The sequence below is a fragment of the Arenibacter flavimaris genome (assembly GCF_030291335.1).
Taxonomy (GTDB): Bacteria; Bacteroidota; Bacteroidia; order Flavobacteriales; family Flavobacteriaceae; genus Arenibacter.
Genome location: NZ_JASWIM010000006.1, coordinates 23769 through 41501, shown reverse-complemented (window position 1 = coordinate 41501; position 17733 = coordinate 23769). Strand labels below are relative to the sequence as shown.

13 protein-coding genes and 1 other RNA gene are annotated in these 17733 nt (G+C 39.7%); 10 read left to right on the top strand and 4 right to left on the bottom strand.

Translation table 11 applies throughout. From position 1 onward, the window contains the following. Window positions 1-100: 100 nt before the first annotated feature. The 8 genes from QSE00_RS07145 (at window position 101) to QSE00_RS07110 (ending at window position 10763) form a co-directional block, all read left to right on the top strand. The gene (locus QSE00_RS07145) at window positions 101-2116 is read left to right on the top strand and encodes an OstA-like protein (protein WP_353477448.1); all 2016 of its coding nucleotides are present in this window, start codon (window positions 101-103) and stop codon (window positions 2114-2116) included. Window positions 2117-2121: 5 nt separating this feature from the next. Then, the gene (locus QSE00_RS07140) at window positions 2122-3303 is read left to right on the top strand and encodes an aspartate aminotransferase family protein (RefSeq protein WP_286105444.1); all 1182 of its coding nucleotides are present in this window, start codon (window positions 2122-2124) and stop codon (window positions 3301-3303) included. 95 nt (window positions 3304-3398) lie between these two features. Beyond that, window positions 3399-4799, top strand: coding sequence for a tetratricopeptide repeat protein (locus QSE00_RS07135; protein ID WP_110358203.1), 1401 nt, complete (start codon window positions 3399-3401; stop codon window positions 4797-4799). Between the two features lie 28 nt (window positions 4800-4827). After that, the gene (locus tag QSE00_RS07130) at window positions 4828-5745 is read left to right on the top strand and encodes a polyprenyl-phosphate transporter (RefSeq protein WP_110358202.1); all 918 of its coding nucleotides are present in this window, start codon (window positions 4828-4830) and stop codon (window positions 5743-5745) included. A gap of 14 nt (window positions 5746-5759) precedes the next feature. Next, window positions 5760-6773 carry a DUF368 domain-containing protein gene (locus tag QSE00_RS07125; RefSeq protein ID WP_286105443.1) on the top strand — a complete coding sequence of 338 codons (1014 nt, stop codon included), beginning with the start codon at window positions 5760-5762 and terminating at the stop codon, window positions 6771-6773. Continuing rightward, complete coding sequence (locus QSE00_RS07120; protein WP_110358200.1) at window positions 6751-7503, top strand: shikimate dehydrogenase family protein; 753 nt, start codon at window positions 6751-6753, stop codon at window positions 7501-7503. Before QSE00_RS07125 ends, QSE00_RS07120 begins: the two co-directional genes overlap by 23 nt. Before the next feature lie 152 nt (window positions 7504-7655). After that, window positions 7656-9854, top strand: coding sequence for a DUF349 domain-containing protein (locus tag QSE00_RS07115; RefSeq protein WP_286105442.1), 2199 nt, complete (start codon window positions 7656-7658; stop codon window positions 9852-9854). Between the two features lie 57 nt (window positions 9855-9911). Then, a complete protein-coding gene (locus tag QSE00_RS07110; protein WP_286105441.1) occupies window positions 9912-10763 on the top strand; it encodes a DUF922 domain-containing protein in 852 nt (283 codons plus the stop codon). A gap of 122 nt (window positions 10764-10885) precedes the next feature. Here QSE00_RS07110 and rny read toward each other — a convergent pair whose 3' ends face one another. The 4 genes from rny to QSE00_RS07090 form a co-directional block, all read right to left on the bottom strand. Next, window positions 10886-12451, bottom strand: coding sequence for a ribonuclease Y (rny, locus tag QSE00_RS07105; RefSeq protein ID WP_286105440.1), 1566 nt, complete (start codon window positions 12449-12451; stop codon window positions 10886-10888). A 54-nt stretch (window positions 12452-12505) separates the two neighbouring features. Continuing rightward, a non-coding RNA gene (gene ssrS, locus QSE00_RS07100) (6S RNA) lies at window positions 12506-12615 on the bottom strand. A gap of 54 nt (window positions 12616-12669) precedes the next feature. Beyond that, window positions 12670-12966, bottom strand: coding sequence for a cell division protein ZapA (locus QSE00_RS07095; RefSeq protein WP_031444722.1), 297 nt, complete (start codon window positions 12964-12966; stop codon window positions 12670-12672). A 14-nt stretch (window positions 12967-12980) separates the two neighbouring features. After that, window positions 12981-13271, bottom strand: a complete 291-nt coding sequence (locus tag QSE00_RS07090; protein ID WP_110358196.1) for a hypothetical protein — start codon at window positions 13269-13271, stop codon at window positions 12981-12983. A gap of 195 nt (window positions 13272-13466) precedes the next feature. Here QSE00_RS07090 and QSE00_RS07085 point away from each other — a divergent pair, with 195 nt between their 5' ends. Both QSE00_RS07085 and QSE00_RS07080 read left to right on the top strand, forming a co-directional pair. Continuing rightward, on the top strand, window positions 13467-15155 hold the full coding sequence (locus tag QSE00_RS07085; protein WP_286105439.1) for a M23 family metallopeptidase: 1689 nt from the start codon (window positions 13467-13469) through the stop codon (window positions 15153-15155). Next, entirely contained in the window at window positions 15109-17628 is a 2520-nt protein-coding gene (locus tag QSE00_RS07080; protein ID WP_286105438.1) for a TonB-dependent receptor, read from the top strand. The genes QSE00_RS07085 and QSE00_RS07080 overlap by 47 nt, the downstream gene beginning before the upstream one ends. The last annotated feature ends 105 nt before the right edge of the window (window positions 17629-17733 follow it).

Sequence of the window (17733 nt, the reverse complement as noted above, 5' to 3'; positions counted from 1 at the left end):
TTTTTAAGATGGCTTTTTCGTTATAGGGGTTTTACTAAAACTATCCCAAACTGTATTATCCTCCCCCAAAATATACTATTTTTGACCAAAATTTTAAACATTGCTTAAGTCCGTATTTTTATTATCAACCATTTTAAGTTGTTGGATTGGCTGGGCACAAGAGCCCCAGGAAGAAGTTAAACAAATAAACATTGTTTATGGAGCCAACTTCACCAAAGATGAAGAACAATATCCAGGGGCGGCCATCTTTAGCAAGGATGATCGGCAAGTGCAATTTGAGCACGAAGGAGCAGATCTATGGTGCGATATCGCCATTTATTACCAAAAAGAAAATAGGCTCAAAGCCATTGGGAATATTAAACTGCAGCAAGGGGATTCTGTACAGTTGACCAGTGGCAAAATTGATTATGACGGTAATCTAAACCTTGCCAAGGCATGGGAAAATGTGGTTTTGAACCACACCAGCATGACCCTTACCACTGACACCTTGCGGTTTGATCGTGAAAAACAAGAGGCTTTCTATGAACATAACGGAACCGTGGTTGATTCCTCCAATACCCTTACCAGTAAAATAGGGCGTTATTTTACCCAGCTAAAGAAATCCCAGTTCCTGGAAAGTGTAAACCTTGTAAATCCAGAATTTAAACTGGTTTCCAAACAATTGGATTATTATACCGAGTCTAAAAATGCCTATTTATACGGTCCTTCCACCATCACCGGAGAATCCTATAAAATGTACTGCGAACGTGGATTTTACGATACTAAAATTGAAAACGGATACGGAATTAAAAATACACGTATAGACTACAATAACCGAATTATTACTGGAGACAGCCTATATTTTGACAAAAAGACCGAGTTTGCCTCTGCAACGAACAATATTACTATAAGGGATACCGTAAACGATGGACTGATCAGGGCCCACTATGCAGAAGTATATAAGGCCAAGGATTCCGTTTTTGCCACCAAAAGGGCCGTCTCGATCAATCTAGTAGAACAGGACTCCTTATATATGCACGGCGATACCTTAATGATCACGGGCAAACCGGAACAGCGCATCCTTAGGGCCTTCAGAAATGCAAAATTCTACAAAACCGATTTAAGCGGGAAGTGCGATTCCATCCATTTCAACCAAAAAACCGGTATTACCGAACTAATTACCAATCCTATTATTTGGAACGGGGAGAATCAAATGACCGGAGACAGTATCCACTTGCTATCCAACTTGGAAACCGAAAAATTGGACTCTTTAAAAGTTATAAACAACGCCTTTATAATTTCCTTGGATACAGTGGGCAAAGTAGGCTACAACCAGGCCAAGGGCAAGGACCTATTCGGGAAATTCATAGAAAATAAACTAAGCCTCATTGACCTTGTAAAAAACACCGAGGTTATCTATTATATGTACAATGATGACCAGGAACTTATTGGAATAAACAAGACCATTTGCAGTGCAATTAGAATGACCCTTGCCAATAACGAGATAGAGGATATTACCTTTATTACCAATCCTGATGGCGATATTTTTCCAGAAAAGGAGCTCCCGGAAAACAGTAGGTTGCTGAAAGGATTTATTTGGCGTGGAAAGGAAAGGATTCTCAGCAAGGACGACATCTTTGACGAGGACGACAACAACATAAAACTGGTTACCATTAAAGGGGTGGACAACCCTATAGATTTGGATGTGGAACCAGAGGAGGCCATAGAGGATCAAAGAAAGCGCGATTCCATAAATTCTTCCAAGCCAATACCTCCCAATCCCTTGTTGAAAATGGAACCGAACAAAAAAATTCAACAGCAAAAAGAGTCCAAACCCAGCGTTCCGGAAGCTAAAACAGATGTGCGTTATGAGGAGGGCGCTAAAGAGGACGGTTTGGATTCTGGCTACTATTTAATAGCCAACGTTTTCGAGGCAGCGGAAAATTATGAAACATTCATGAAAAGCCTTACCAAAAAAGGTTTGGAACCCAAACACTTCTTACGAGACTACAATAAATACCACTATGTCTATTTAGAACACTATGATTCCCGGGAAGAAGCTCTCCGATCGCACAATAACAATTTCAATGGGAATTATATAGATGACACCTGGATATTTAGGGTCCTTGACAACTAATACAAATGAAAAAGGAATATTTTAAATACCAGGCACAAACTTCGGCACATCCCTTGGCTTTGGAAATTTCACATGCCAAGGGCAGTTATATTTACGATACCAAAGGTAAGGCACATCTGGATTTTGTTGCTGGAGTTTCCGCTTGTAGTTTGGGACATTGCCATCCAAGAGTGGTGACTGCCATTCAGGAGCAAGCCCAAAAATACATGCACGTTATGGTGTATGGCGAGTACATCCAAGAACCGGCCGTTGCCTATACCAAACTGCTGGCAAACCTACTCCCTGCACCGCTGGAAACCACTTATTTGGTAAATTCCGGAACGGAGGCCATTGAAGGGGCATTAAAATTGGCCAGACGGTTTACAGGAAGAAGTGAAATTTTATCTGCCAAGAATGCTTACCACGGAAATACCATGGGAAGCTTAAGTATTATGGGCTATGAAGAGCGAAAAAGAGCCTTTAGGCCACTTATTCCCGACGTTGGATTCATTCGTTTTAATGTAGAACGTGATGTGTTGTCCATAACCGAAAAAACGGCCGCAGTTGTTTTGGAAACCATCCAGGGAGGAGCTGGTTTTATTCTACCGGAGAATGGGTATTTAAAAAAAGTACGGGAACGCTGCAATGAGGTGGGTGCAATGTTAATATTGGACGAAATCCAGCCTGGATTTGGACGTACCGGAAAATTGTTCGCTTTTGAGCACTATGATTGTGTTCCGGATATTTTGGTACTTGGAAAGGGAATGGCAGGCGGAATGCCGGTAGGTGCATTTGTGGCTTCGCACCATATGATGCAATCGCTCACAGAAAAACCCAAATTGGGCCATATAACGACCTTTGGGGGCAATCCTGTCATTGCTGCGGCCTGCCTAGCCACCTTACAGGAAATAACGGAAAGCAAGCTCATTCAGGAAACCTTGGAAAAGGAAGCTCTTTTTAGAAATCTTTTGCAACATACATTGATAAAGGAAATTCGAGGCAAGGGATTAATGTTGGCCCTAATCATGGAAAAACCTGAAACGGCCAATGAGGTTATCCTCAAATGTGCCGAGAAAGGCCTAATATTGTTTTGGCTGCTTTTTGAACCAAATGCCATTCGCATATCACCGCCGTTGACCATTAGCAGTCAAGAAATTAAACTTGGTTGTGGCTTGATTTTAGAGGTGTTGAACGGCCTTAAACAATAAATTGTTAACTAATTTGTTAATATAATAGACCAAATCTGTCGGAAATAAGGGTTTCAAAAGACTACTTTAGTTCCAATGAATAATTAGAAGTTCCTATGGCGTTAGAACCAAACGAGAGACCAGGGCAACCCATTGCTAAGTTTGAATCCATGCTTAAGACAGATGATGTCTACTTCTTTGACGCGGAAGATTTTCAAGATATTATTCACCACTACCTCAATAACGGGAAAATTGCATTGGCCAAAAAAGCCATTAAAATTGGGCTGCAGCAGCATCCTGCCAGTATAGAACTTAAGCTGTTGTCCATAGAAGTCCTTGTTTTTGAAAATAATCTGGAGCTGGCAGAGAAAATGCTGGATGAGCTACAGGTAATAGACAGCAATAATGAGGAAATATACATTCAAAGAGCCAATATTTATTCCAAGAAGGACAATCACGAAGCAGCGGTATCCCTTCTGACCCAGGCCTTAAATTTAACCGATGACAGTTTTGACATCCATTCCTTACTAGGTATGGAATATTTGTTCATGGATAATTTTGAAGATGCCAAACAAAATTTCATGATGTGTGTGTCCTACGATGAGGAGGATTATTCATCACTTTACAATGTTATTTATTGTTTTGAGTTTCTTGAGGATTATGACGGAGCCATCGTATACCTAAATGATTATCTTGAACGAAACCCTTATAGCGAAGTAGCGTGGCACCAATTGGGAAAAATGTATTTTACAAAAAAAATGCACAAGGAGGCCCTGGCCGCTTTCGACTTTGCAATTATTGCCGATGACACTTTTATTGGTGCCTATTTTGAAAAGGGAAAAGTATTGGAAAAAATGGGCAAGTACAATGAGGCCATTGAGAATTATGAGACCACCATTGCCATTGAAGATCCTACCTCGCACGCCTATTTAAGGATAGGCAGATGTCATGAAAAACTCAAGAACTACGAATTGGCCAAATCCTATTATTACAGAACGGTCCATGAAGATCCATTGTTGGATAAAGGGTGGTTGGCAATTACGGAATACTACATTAGACAGGAGGATTATAAAAAAGCCCTATACTACATCAATAAAGCCATAAATATTGATGGGGAAAATTCAAAGTACTGGAAAAAGTGCGGAAAGATACACGCCTCCTTAAAAAATAATGACGAGGCCTATTATGCCTATCAACAGGCAGTAGACTTGGGGAATTACGAATTTGACACTTGGTTTCATTGGGCCGATGTAGCAGTTCAAAACCTAGACGTGCATGCCGCTATAGAAATATTGCTCCAAGGCCATGAATTTTATCCCCAGCGATGTGAAATGCAATATAAAATGGCCGGCTTCTATCTGCTAATAAGCGATTTCCCCAGAGCTCAGTACAGGTTGCTCAACGCCCTTAAAATAGACCTTGACCAGCTACATTTATTTGAAGATGAATTTCCCCAATTCTTCAATACGGATTGGGCCCAAAACTTAATTGAGGATGTGAAAAAAGCTTCCAGATAAATAAACTATTTTTGTTTTTTTATCTTATATGGAAAATCGCAATCTCTTATCTTACATCATTATCTTATTAAAAGGAATGGCCATGGGCGCAGCAGATGTTGTACCCGGTGTTTCTGGAGGCACCATAGCCTTTATTTCCGGAATATACGAAGAGCTCATCACCAGCATTAACAATGTTAATGTAGCCCTGTTGAATACGTTAAGGAAGGAAGGAATAAAAGCCTTTTGGATTAAACTTAACGGCAACTTTCTACTTGCCCTGTTGCTAGGCATCGGTATTAGTGTCCTCTCCTTGGCCAAACTCATTAGTTGGTTAATGGAGAACGAACCCATTCCCCTTTGGTCCTTTTTCTTTGGCTTGGTTGTGGCCAGTATTATGTTGGTAGGCAGGGAAATAAAAAAATGGAATGTGGCTGCAATACTATTATTGATCATGGGAGCCGCCATAGCTTTTTACATAACAAAGTTACCCCCTTCCGACAATTCGGGATCTCTCCCCTACTTGTTCTTGTCCGGGGCACTGGCCATATGTGCAATGATTCTACCAGGTATATCAGGAGCTTTTATCCTAGTACTATTGGGTTCATACAAAACAGTATTGGATGCAGTACATGAACGCGATCTTAAAATTATTGTTACTGTGGGCTTAGGGGCCATTTTTGGACTATTGAGCTTTGCCAAACTTCTAAAATGGATGTTTACCCACTACAAAAATCTTACACTTGCATTGCTTACCGGGTTTATATTGGGTTCCCTGAATAAAATTTGGCCGTGGAAAGAAGTCCTGGAAACCAAAATGTTCGGGGATAAGATAATTACGATTTCAGATAGAAACATTTTGCCCTTCTCCTTTGACGGGGACCCACAATTAATATCTGCGATTATTCTAGCTATCCTTGGTTTTTCCCTTATTTTTATACTGGAAAAATTGGCCGCAAAAAGATAAACGCCCTACCCCAAATGAGAAACCCCAGAACATTCACGGATAAATTTTTCCTTGTAATCAAAGGATTATTTATGGGTGCAGCCAACAAAGTTCCCGGTGTATCCGGGGGTATTGTGGCTTTTGTGGGCGGATTTTATGAAGAGTTTATCTATTCCCTACAAAAGGTGAATGGAAAAGCCTTTAAACTCTTGGTCAGTGGAAGGTTAAAAAGCTTTTATCGCTACACCAACGGCCAGTTTTTGGTCCTTCTTATTTTTGGCATGTTGGTGAGTTATTTCAGTGTCTCCAAAATTTTGGATTATTTTTTGGAAAGAAATGAGCTCTATGTGTGGTCTGCATTTTTTGGAATGATATTGGGCTCTATTTACTACATAGGAAAGGACTTTGGGCATTGGGGGAAAAAGACCGTCCCGGCGGGAATAATCGGTTTGATCATTGGCATATCCATAAGCTTCCTTAATCCCGCTACACAAAACGACAATTTAGTCTTTATATTTTTTTGCGGTATCATAAGTGTCTCCGGCATGACCTTACCTGGACTGTCCGGTTCCTTTATTCTGATCCTTTTGGGCAATTATGTACTGCTCCTGGTAGATTCCGTAAATGCACTTTACGATACCTTTTCAGAAATATTAATGGGCGACTTCAGTTTTATTAAAAATCCAACACGGCTCAATACCTTAAAAATATTGGCGGTTTTCACTACGGGATCTGCTGCCGGATTGGTGACACTCTCCCACCTGCTAACGTACGTTCTAAAACATTATAGACATATAACCACTGCTGTTATAATAGGTTTCATTACAGGCTCTTTGGGAGTGGTATGGCCTTGGAAACGCACTTTATTTAAAACGGATACCAATGGCAATTTGCTCTTGGACACCAACAGTAACCCGATAATAAAGAATTATGAAAGATTCCTGCCAAATGTGGGATCTTCCGAGACCTGGTGGGCCATTTTTTTTATATTTTTTGGGATATTAATTTTATTAGGATTAGACTGGTATGGAAAAAACAGAAAGAAATAAAATTAGATTTGGATTAATTGGAAAAAATATCTCCTACTCATTCTCTAGGGGATATTTTACCAAGAAATTTACCAAACTGGGACTGGAAAATCATTCTTATGAAAATTTTGATTTGGAGCGTATTGACGAGTTCAGAAGGGTATTGGAACAAAACAGCAATATTAAAGGTTTTAACGTCACCATCCCCTACAAAGAACAGATTATACCCTTTTTATCCAAAATAGATCCAGAGGCCCAGGCCATTGGAGCGGTGAACACTATTAAGATCAATGGGGCACAAACAATTGGCTTCAATACAGACGCCTATGGCTTTCAAAAATCAATAGAACCGCATCTTGAGGAACATCATCAAAAAGCACTTATCCTAGGCACAGGTGGTGCTTCCAAAGCAGTGGCATTTGTACTTGATAAATTAGGAATATCCTTTAAATTTGTGTCTAGAAATCCCAAGGACCAACAACTCAATTACACAGACCTTAACAAGGAAGTGTTATATAACCATACGGTCATTGTTAATTGCACACCTTTAGGAACCTACCCCAACATAAACGACAAGCCAGACCTACCTTACAACTTCATCACCGATCAACATTTGCTCTTCGATCTAATTTACAACCCGGAAAAAACTGCATTTTTATTGGCAGGTGAGCTGCAAGGCGGTAAAATAAGCAATGGCTCCAACATGCTCCAATTTCAGGCAGAAAAATCCTGGCAGATATGGAATTCCTAGAATAAGAAACAATTGCCCCAATCAAAACCTCAAAATACAGGAGCAGCCTCTTAAAAAAAACCTTAAAAAGAAGTTTCATTACCTTTGATATATAGACAGATGTAATTATATTTCCGTACATTACATTTAGAAAGCTATAAACATTCATAAAAATGTTAGAAGATAAAGAAGACAACCTACAGAATAATGTAGGTACAGAGGAAACCTCAGAAAATACCGAAGCAATAAATAATTCGGAGGCCGAGACTGAAACAAAAAAAACTCCCGGTCCCGAGACCGGTGAAACAGATTCTGAAAACAACACCAAGGAAATGATGGAAGACCAAAGTGCTTCTATTGGCTCCGAAACCAAGGACGAAGAAATACTGGAAGAAACGTCAACCCAAAAAGCTCCGGAAAAGGTACCGTCCATTAAAGAGAACGAGACTTCTGAAATAATTGTTGATGATTCCACCAACAATGAAGAGTCTGGCCAAGAGGCTTTGGAGAAAGAGGAAGATGTTCTGGAAGAAATAGATGAATCCAATGCAGAGGATGCCGAAGACACCGACAACCATCAGCGGCACCATATTCCCATGCCAGATTACCACGCAATGTCCATGGAGAACTTGGTTGGTGAACTTCAACGATTGGTAAGGAATGAAAAAGTACAGGCCATAAAAAAGCATGTTGATGGCATAAAATATGAGTTCGATCAAAAATTTCAGGAGTTCATAGATGAAAAGAAGGAAGACTTTATAAATAGTGGGGGAAATGAAATAGATTTCCGTTACAATTCCGTCACCAAAAGACAGTTTAACGAGGTATATGCAGATTACCGTGAAAAAAGAAATAGCTATTACAAAAACCTGGAGCAGGGACTTAAATCCAATCTTTCCCAAAGGCTGGAAATCATCAATGAACTAAAAGCCCTTGTAAATGTTGAAGAGGATATAAACACAACCTATAAAAACTTTAAGGATCTGCAGGAGCGCTGGAAAAATGCAGGTCCAATTCCACGTGCCAATTACAATGATGTTTGGCGAACATACCATCACCATATTGAAATATTTTATGACTTCCTACACTTAAATAGGGAACTTAGGGACCTTGATTTTAAGCACAACTATGAGGAAAAACTAAAGATAGTGGTGCGGGCCGAAGAGTTGGTCCAAATGGAGGATTTAAACAAAGCCTTTCAAGAACTTCAGACCCTGCACAAAATCTGGAAGGAAGATATTGGCCCTGTTGGCAAAGAACACAGGGAAGAGATTTGGGAACGTTTTAGCAATGCCACCAAATTGCTTCACCAAAGACGACAGGATTATTTTAAGGACTTGGAAAAAGTCTATGAACAAAACTTGGAAAGGAAAAATGAAATTATCCAATCCATAAGCTCCATAGCCACCCATATTGCCTCTAGTCACAAAGAATTGCAACAACAAATAAAGGAGGTTGAAAAATTGCGGGATTCCTTCTTTAAAGCTGGGAAAGTACCCCAAAAAGTAAATGAGAAGACTTGGGCAAGTTTTAAGGATGCGGTCCGTGAGTTCAATAGAAACAAGAATAACTACTATAAGAATTTAAAGAAAGACCAACAGATCAATCTCGATAAAAAAAAGGCATTGTTGGAGCTTGCCGTTTCCTTAAAGGATAGTGAGGATTGGGACACTACTACCCAGGAAATGAAGAGAATTCAGAACGAATGGAAAAAAATCGGGCATGTTCCCAGAAAATATTCGGACAAAATATGGAAGGAGTTCAAAACTGCGTGCAACCATTATTTTGATCGTTTACATGCCTTGAAAAATGAAGCCCACAAGGAAGAGGCCGAGAATTTTGACAGGAAAAATGCCTGTCTGGAAAAATTAAAGAGCTTCCAACTTAGTGGTGATAAGAGCAAGGATTTGGCTACCATCAAAGGGTTTATTGCAGAATGGAAAGAAGCTGGCAGGGTCCCCTTCAACAAAAAGAGCATAAATGCCAAGTTTAACAAAATTCTTGATGCACTATTCAAAAAATTGGATATCAACAGACAGGAAGCGGAACTCATGAAATACGGTAATAAGATTCAGCAGCTGGCCAATAATGACAACGACTACGCCATCTCCAATGAACGTACCTTTATAAGAAGAAAAATAGACGAAAGCAAGAGTGAAATTAGACAGTTGGAAAACAATCTCCAATTCTTTTCCAATGCTTCCGAGGACAATCCTGTGGTAAAAGAAGTGATCAAAAATATAAACAACCACAAAGACTCCCTGGCAACATGGAAGGCTAAATTAAAAAAATTGAACATTCTGGAGAATAATTTGATCAAAGAGGCGGAAGAAGCGGAAAATGAAGAAGACCCCTCCTCAGACGAAGAATAGACCCCGATATAAAAATTTAAACAAGAGCATATTAGTAAGACAGAGGTCAGTGCATTGATGGTTTTATGGTTTGTTATTTTCCTAACAAGCTGTGGAACTTCTGGAATAATTGTAAAAGAATCGACCAAGCCCCTTGCCCACCGATTGCCGCAACCCAGTTCAATATTCATTTTTACCAAAGAAAAACCGAACCTCAGCGATTCCCTTTTAATCGGCACTATAGTAACCAGACACAAGGGCCTTAACGGGGATTGCGATTTTATACAAGTTAAACGCGCCGCGGAAAAACAGGCCAAAGAAATTGGCGGTAATTTAATTTACATAACAAAACATAGACCCCCTAGCGCGCTCTTAAATCCTTGCCATAGAATTAGGGGGAGTATCTATTCCGTTCCCAATCCCGAAGCCTTTGAAAAAGAAATTCTTTGGAACCCCGATAGAAAACTTAAAGTGAGCGATTTTAAGGGATCAACCAACGACAAACCCTTTGTTGCCGCCACAAATGCCTATTTTGGTTATAACACCCGCATAAAACCAAAGGAAAACATAGTTATCGTTGAAGTGGACACCTATTTCAATTGCGAACTGTCCTATTTTAAAAATAATAAGAACCAATCCCTAGTATTGAATCACGAACAGTTACATTTTGATATTACCGAACTCTATGCCCGGAAATTTACGCAAAGATTACAGCTCGAGGTAAAGAGTTTTAAGGACCTTGTAAAGAACGTGGAAAGAATAGGGAATGAAGTCCATAAAGAACTCCAGTTAAAACAGGACGCTTATGATACGGACGTATATAGTGACCTATCACAACAATCCAGTTGGGACGAATGGACCAAAATGGGATTGAAGGAACTGGACATATACAAAAACAAGATTATCAGCAGACCTTATAGGCTGGATTAAGGAATTCCTACCAACAAAACAATGTAACGATACCGAATTAATTTCCAGGGTAGGATACAAAAAAGCCTATCCAAAAACGTATGGAACACTTTCTGGGTAGGCTTTTATAATATCAGTATATTTTACTTGGCCACATTTACGGCTCTAGTTTCCCTAATAACGGTAACTTTCACTTGACCGGGATAGGTCATATCTGTTTGGATTTTTTGGGATATCTCAAATGAAAGTTCGGCGGCTTTATCATCGCTTACCTTTTCACTTTCCACAATAACCCTCAATTCCCTTCCAGCCTGAATTGCGTATGCCTTTTGCACTCCACCAAATCCGAAAGCGATATCTTCCAAATCCTTTAATCGCTGAATGTACGAATCCAACACCTGTCTTCTTGCCCCGGGTCTTGCACCGCTAATGGCATCACACACTTGCACTATTGGCGCTATAAGTGTTTTCATTTCTATCTCGTCATGGTGGGCTCCAATGGCATTGCACACATCGGGTTTCTCTCCAAATTTTTCGGCCCATTGCATCCCAAGAATAGCATGTGGCGTTTCAACCTCGGCCTCGGTGTTTGGAACCTTTCCAATATCGTGCAATAGACCGGCACGTTTGGCCAGTTTTGGATTTATTCCCAACTCGGCCGCCATAACCCCACAAAGTTTGGCAACTTCCCTAGAGTGTTGCAAGAGGTTCTGGCCATAGGAGGAACGATATTTCATTCTACCCACTGCCTTGATCAATTCTGGATGCAGGCCGTGTATCCCTAAGTCGATTACCGTACGTTTACCAATTTCAACGATTTCCTCCTCTATCTGTTTTTCTGTCTTTTTAACAATCTCCTCAATTCTTGCAGGATGTATCCTACCATCTGTCACCAATTTGTGCAATGACAAACGCGCAACCTCCCTACGTACGGAATCGAAGCAGGACAGGATAATGGCCTCTGGGGTATCGTCTACTATAATTTCAACCCCTGTGGCCGCTTCCAAAGCCCTAATATTTCGTCCTTCGCGACCTATAATCCTTCCTTTTACATCATCGGATTCCAAATTAAAGACGGAAACACAATTTTCCACTGCCTCCTCGGTACCAATACGCTGAATGGTATTGATAATAATTTTCTTGGCCTCCTGTTGGGCCGTAAGCTTAGCTTCTTCCACGGTAGTCTGAATATAGGCCATGGCATCGGATTTTGCCGTATCCTTAAGGGACTCCAACAGTTGTGATTTGGCCTCCTCGGCAGATAGCCCTGAAATTACCTCCAATTGTTGTACTTGGCTTTTATGTAGTCTATCAAGCTCGGATTGTTTCTTTTCCAGGAATTCACTCTTATAATCCACCTCTTTCAGCTTATGTTCCAGCTGCTCTCCCAATTTTTTACCTTTTGCAAGTTCACTACTCACCTGGGACTCCTTATCCCTTGTACGTTTTTCCGCCTCCGATATTTTCTTGTCCTTATTGATAATAACCTTCTCGTGCTCAGCTTTTAGTTCCAAGAACTTTTCCTTGGCTTGGAATATTTTATCCTTCTTAATATTTTCCCCTTCGATATTGGCTTCCTTAATTATATTGGCCGCCTCTTTTTTTGCGCTGGCAATGGTCTTGGAAGCCTTGCCCTTTTCCATAAACTTTGCAATGGCAAATCCAATTCCCAATCCAACCAATCCTATTATTATTGCTATACTATCCATATTTATTTTGAAAATTATTTATAAAAAAAGCCCACATTGATGGAAGTTTTGTACAAACCCCGATAAACAGGTTTAGGGCTACCAGACTGCTCAAGGATCCTTATACGGGTAAGGCCTGCTTTTACAATCTAAACTCACCCTTTTCAAACAAATTAGTGTTGAGTTTGTCAAAAATTAATTACCAATGTGGGCAGTAACTTTATTTATTTTAAAGAACGTTATTTCATCCCTAGCTTGGAACTAACCAACATATTCAGTGCTTTTAATCGCTCTGCAGCTTCTTTTACACCTTCTGAATGGTCTATTCCCTTTTGCTCAATCTTGGAGGCAAACTGAAGTGCGCACATGGCCAGCACATCTTGTTTATCCCTTACGGCATAGTTTTGCTCAAATTTCTTTGCCAGCTGTTCTATATTCTTAGCGGCCTTTCTTAAGCCCTCTTCCTGTAGAGGATCAATTGTTAAGGGATATACCCTATCTGCTATAGAAAGCTTAATTTTGAGCTTCTCTGCCATAATGTTTATTTACACTATTCTGAAAGTTGGGCAATACAATGGTCCAACTCCCTAATCAATGTGTTTATTTTAAGCTTCGCTTCGGTCTTATTCGTATCACTACCCAGCATAGAACTCGCCAATTTTAGTGAATTGTATTTTTCCTGCCATTCATTCACTGAAACCCTTGTAGCCTCATGATCATTTTTTACAGCAACCAATTCTTCTTCCAATTTTAAATTGGTATGGTGCAAGAGCTCCAGCTTATGCAACAACTTACTAATTTTATTTTCTAAAGAATCAACAATATCTACCAATTCACTCATTTGCAAATATCAATGCATTTTACACAAAGTTAACACACCTCTTTATACTTAGCAATTCTTTTTTCATTTATTCTTAAAGTAAAATTTCCAACCTCAATTTAATAAAAATAATTGACCCTTTTTATATATTATATAACACAGACTTTTTTTTGAATTAGAATGGTATTAATTACTTTCGTACCAATTATCACCAATATGAAAGGCTTTTTTTTAGGATTTTTTCTATTTACCTCAATGATTTATGGGCAAGCACCCTATCCAAAGGATTTTTTCCGATCCCCTTTGGATATTCCAATTGTTCTTTCTGGAACTTTCGGAGAACTGCGTTCCAATCATTTTCACGCAGGTATCGATATAAAAACCCAACAACGTCAGGGGTTACCGGTCTACGCCATAGGTGAGGGTACCGTTACCAGAATAAAAGTTTCGGAATGGGGATATGGAAAAGCACTTTATATTGCCCATCCCAATGGCTATACGTCTGTTTATGGACATCTTCAAAAATTTTCGCCCCAAATAGAAGCATACGTAAAGAAGGTCCAATACCAGAAAAAATCTTTTGAAGTGGAAATTTTTCCCGAATTTTCTGAGCTTAAGGTTCAGAAAGGTGATCTTATGGCCTTCACGGGAAATACAGGTGGATCTGCCGGACCCCACCTGCATTTTGAAATTAGAAATAGCGCCTCTGAAATGCCGACAAATCCACTTCTATATGGAATGCAGGTTAGGGACGCTACAGACCCCACTCTGTTAAATGTTTATGGCTACCCACTTTCTGAGAACGCTCAAGTAAATCAGAGTCAGGAAAAAATTAAAATAAAATACCATAGACAAAGTGATGGCACCTATCTAGCGGACAAGGTTACTGCCCTTGGCACCATTGGATTTGGAATTAATGCCTTTGATCGTCAAGACCTTGCCGCCAACAAAAACGGAGTTTATTCAGTGAAACAGATAGTGAATGGAAAATTATACACCGAATTCAGTTTTGAGGCATTCTCATTTACCGAAAGCAGATACATAAACACCTTAATAGACTACGACCATTACAGCACCTATAGGGAAAGGATACAAAAGTGTTTTAAGGACGAAAGCAACCTTTTGGGCATTTACAAGACCATTTACAACAATGGCAAAATAGAAGTAAGTGAAGGCTTATCGTATAATGTGGAAATTCACATTTATGATCTTGCCGGTAATCTTACCAAATTGATCATACCGGTGGAAGGAAAACTTGAAGAAATTAAAATTCCAAAAATTGAAGAGAAAACGGACAACTATATTATTGCCAAAAAACCTAACAATTTTGATTTGGGTGCCGCAAAAGTGTATTTCCCGGCCAATACGTTTTATGACAATTTTTATATCGATTTAAAAAGTGGACAGGATACTATTACAATTCACAATAGCAAGGTACCGGTACACAGAAACTTCACAATAACCTTTGATGCTTCAAAATATTCGGAAGAGGAAAGGAAACAACTGTTCATTGGTAGATTGGACAATAATAGGGATGCAAATTACACCTCCACCTATAAACGGGGCACTACCTTTACAACAAGAACCAGGAATCTGGGAACCTATACCTTGGCGAAAGATACTGTTGCTCCACAGATTGGACCGAAAAATTTTAAGGACAAACAATGGCTTACCAACTACAGTTATTTGAGCTTAAAAATTACGGACGACCTAAGTGGTATCAATAGTTACAATGCAACCCTTAATGGCGAATGGATTCTTTTGGAATATGAGCCAAAGACAAATACCATTACCTATAATTTTGATGATCTTATATTGGATAAAAAACAATGTGATTTGAAAGTAGTGGTTACCGATAATGTTGGTAATAGCAGTACTTTCACAAGTACTTTTTACAGAAAATGAAACATTGAGACTTTTAAAACTATTCTTTCTTGTCGTTCTAACCTCTTCGGCAACCACTCTAAAGGCACAAACGGCTACCATAACCGGTGTGGTTTTCGACGAAAACCAAACTCCTTTGCCCAATGTTAATATTGCGTCCAAAAACCAAGGAACCTTTTCCGATGTAAACGGGTTTTATATATTGGAAATTATAGCGGACCAGGAAACAACAATAACTTTTTCACATCTGGGCAACGAAAAACTAATTCTTAAAGATCTCATTCTGAATACCAATGAAAATTATGAATTTAACCCCGTTCTAAAAAATAAGGCGATACTTATTGCCGAGGTTGTGGTAACCCCTGTAGGCAGTAGGTACGCCAAGGGAATTACCACTATTTCATCAGATATGGTGCGAAATATTCCGGGACCTAATGCAGGCGCTGAGAATATCTTAAAGCTTTTGCCCGGGGTCTCCTCCAACAATGAGCTCAGTACCCAGTACATGGTTAGGGGGGGCAATTTTGATGAGAATTTGGTGTACGTCAATGACATCGAAATCTACAGGCCCTTTCTTATACGCTCGGGACAACAGGAAGGTCTAAGTTTTATAAATAGTGATATGATAGGAAACCTGCAATTTTCCGCAGGGGGCTTTCAGGCCAAATACGGCGATAAACTTTCTTCCGTCCTAGATATCAGCTATAAGACAGCTGTAGATTTCGGACTTAAAGTTACCGCGACCCGTCTAGGAACTTCCACTACATTGGAAAGCGTTTCCAAAAACAAGAAACTATCCTCCTTAACCAGCGTCAGATCCAGGGACAACAGCCTTTTTGTGAATAGTCAGAATTCCATTGGCAACTATGATCCATCTTTTTTCGATATCCAACAATATACAACCTATATATTTTCCAACAAATTACGACTTAGTTACCTGGGAAATATTTCGATCAACAATTACCGAAACCAACCATTTACCAGACAGACGAATTTTGGAACATTGAATGATATAAAGACTTTGACGGTCCATTATGCCGGAAATGAAAAAAACCAGTATAGGACCCACCTAAATGCCCTTAAAGCGGAATACCAATTAAATGAAAGAACTACCCTAAAACTTATATCCTCCCTTTACTTTAATAGGGAGCAAGAATATTCCGATGTAATATCCCAATACCGGCTAAGCGAGATAAATGATGGTCTTGAGGTGGAATCCCCCGGGGAACCTACCCCTATAAATGGATTGGCCACACAATACAATCGGGCCAGAAATGATCTGGATGCCAAAATCTTCAATTTAGAGCATAAGGGCAGCCATTCCAAGGGAGGGAAGGTCATTTCATGGGGCCTGAAACTGGAGCACACCGATATTAGAGATCAAATTAGGGAATCAGAATTCATAGACTCTCTGGGGTATATGGTACGACCTCCTAATTCCGGTTATAATCGAAATGAACCAGAGATACCTTTTGAAGCAACCTTAGTGCCTTATGAGGGTATTATTGCCAGGAATTCGGTAAACACCAATAAACTCTCCGGATTTGTGCAGTACAGCCAAAGAACAGAATGGCACGAACATAATATTTACTATAACCTTGGGGCCAGGGTCAGCCATTGGACAGTGAATGCTAAAAACCTTAGAAACGACTCCCATACCATATTTAGTCCCAGGGCCCAGTTTTCCATTAAGCCAAACTGGACAAAGGATATGCTGTTCAGGCTCTCTGGCGGAGTCTACCAACAGCCGCCATTATACAGGGAATTAAGAGATTACAATGGCACTGTTCATCCTGAAGTGGAGGCCCAAAAATCCTATCATTTAGTATATGGAAACCAATACAGCTTTAAATTGTGGCAAAGACCATTTACGCTGAACGCTGAGGCCTATTGGAAAAAAATGACGCATGTAAACCCCTATAACTTAGAAGATGTCCGTATACGATATGCAGCACAAAACAATGCAAAGGCGTATGCATACGGGGCAGAATTAAGGCTAAATGGTGCCTTTGTTCCAGGTACGGAGTCATGGTTTAGCTTAGGCTACCTTAAAACAGAGGAAAACATTAATGAAAGGGGGTATATTTCGAGGCCCACAGATCAGCGGTTAAAAGTAGGCATACTCTTTCAGGACTATATGCCAGAGGTACCGGACCTTAAAATGTACTTAAACCTGGTTTATAATACAGGGCTGCCCGGAGGTTCACCAAGTTATACGGATCCATACCTTTATCAAAATAGATTAAAGGATTATAAACGTGCAGATTTAGGAATTTCCTATATTTTTGTAGGAGCTAATAAATCCAATGACAAAAATTCCTTTTTAAGGGTTTTCAAGGATCTAAGTGGTGGCTTTGAAATATTTAATTTGTTCAACAACCAAAATTCCATAACCAACACCTGGGTCCGGGATTTGATAAATGAACAACAATTTGCCGTACCCAATTTTATGACCGGACGTGTCTTGAATATTAAAATCGAGATGCGTTTTTAGTACAGAATATAAATTTTAATGACAACATCGACAAGCACATTGGGTGTTAAGCCTGTTAAGGCCCGCCCATAGATAAATCATGATTGTGTGCAGTCCAAAAAGAAC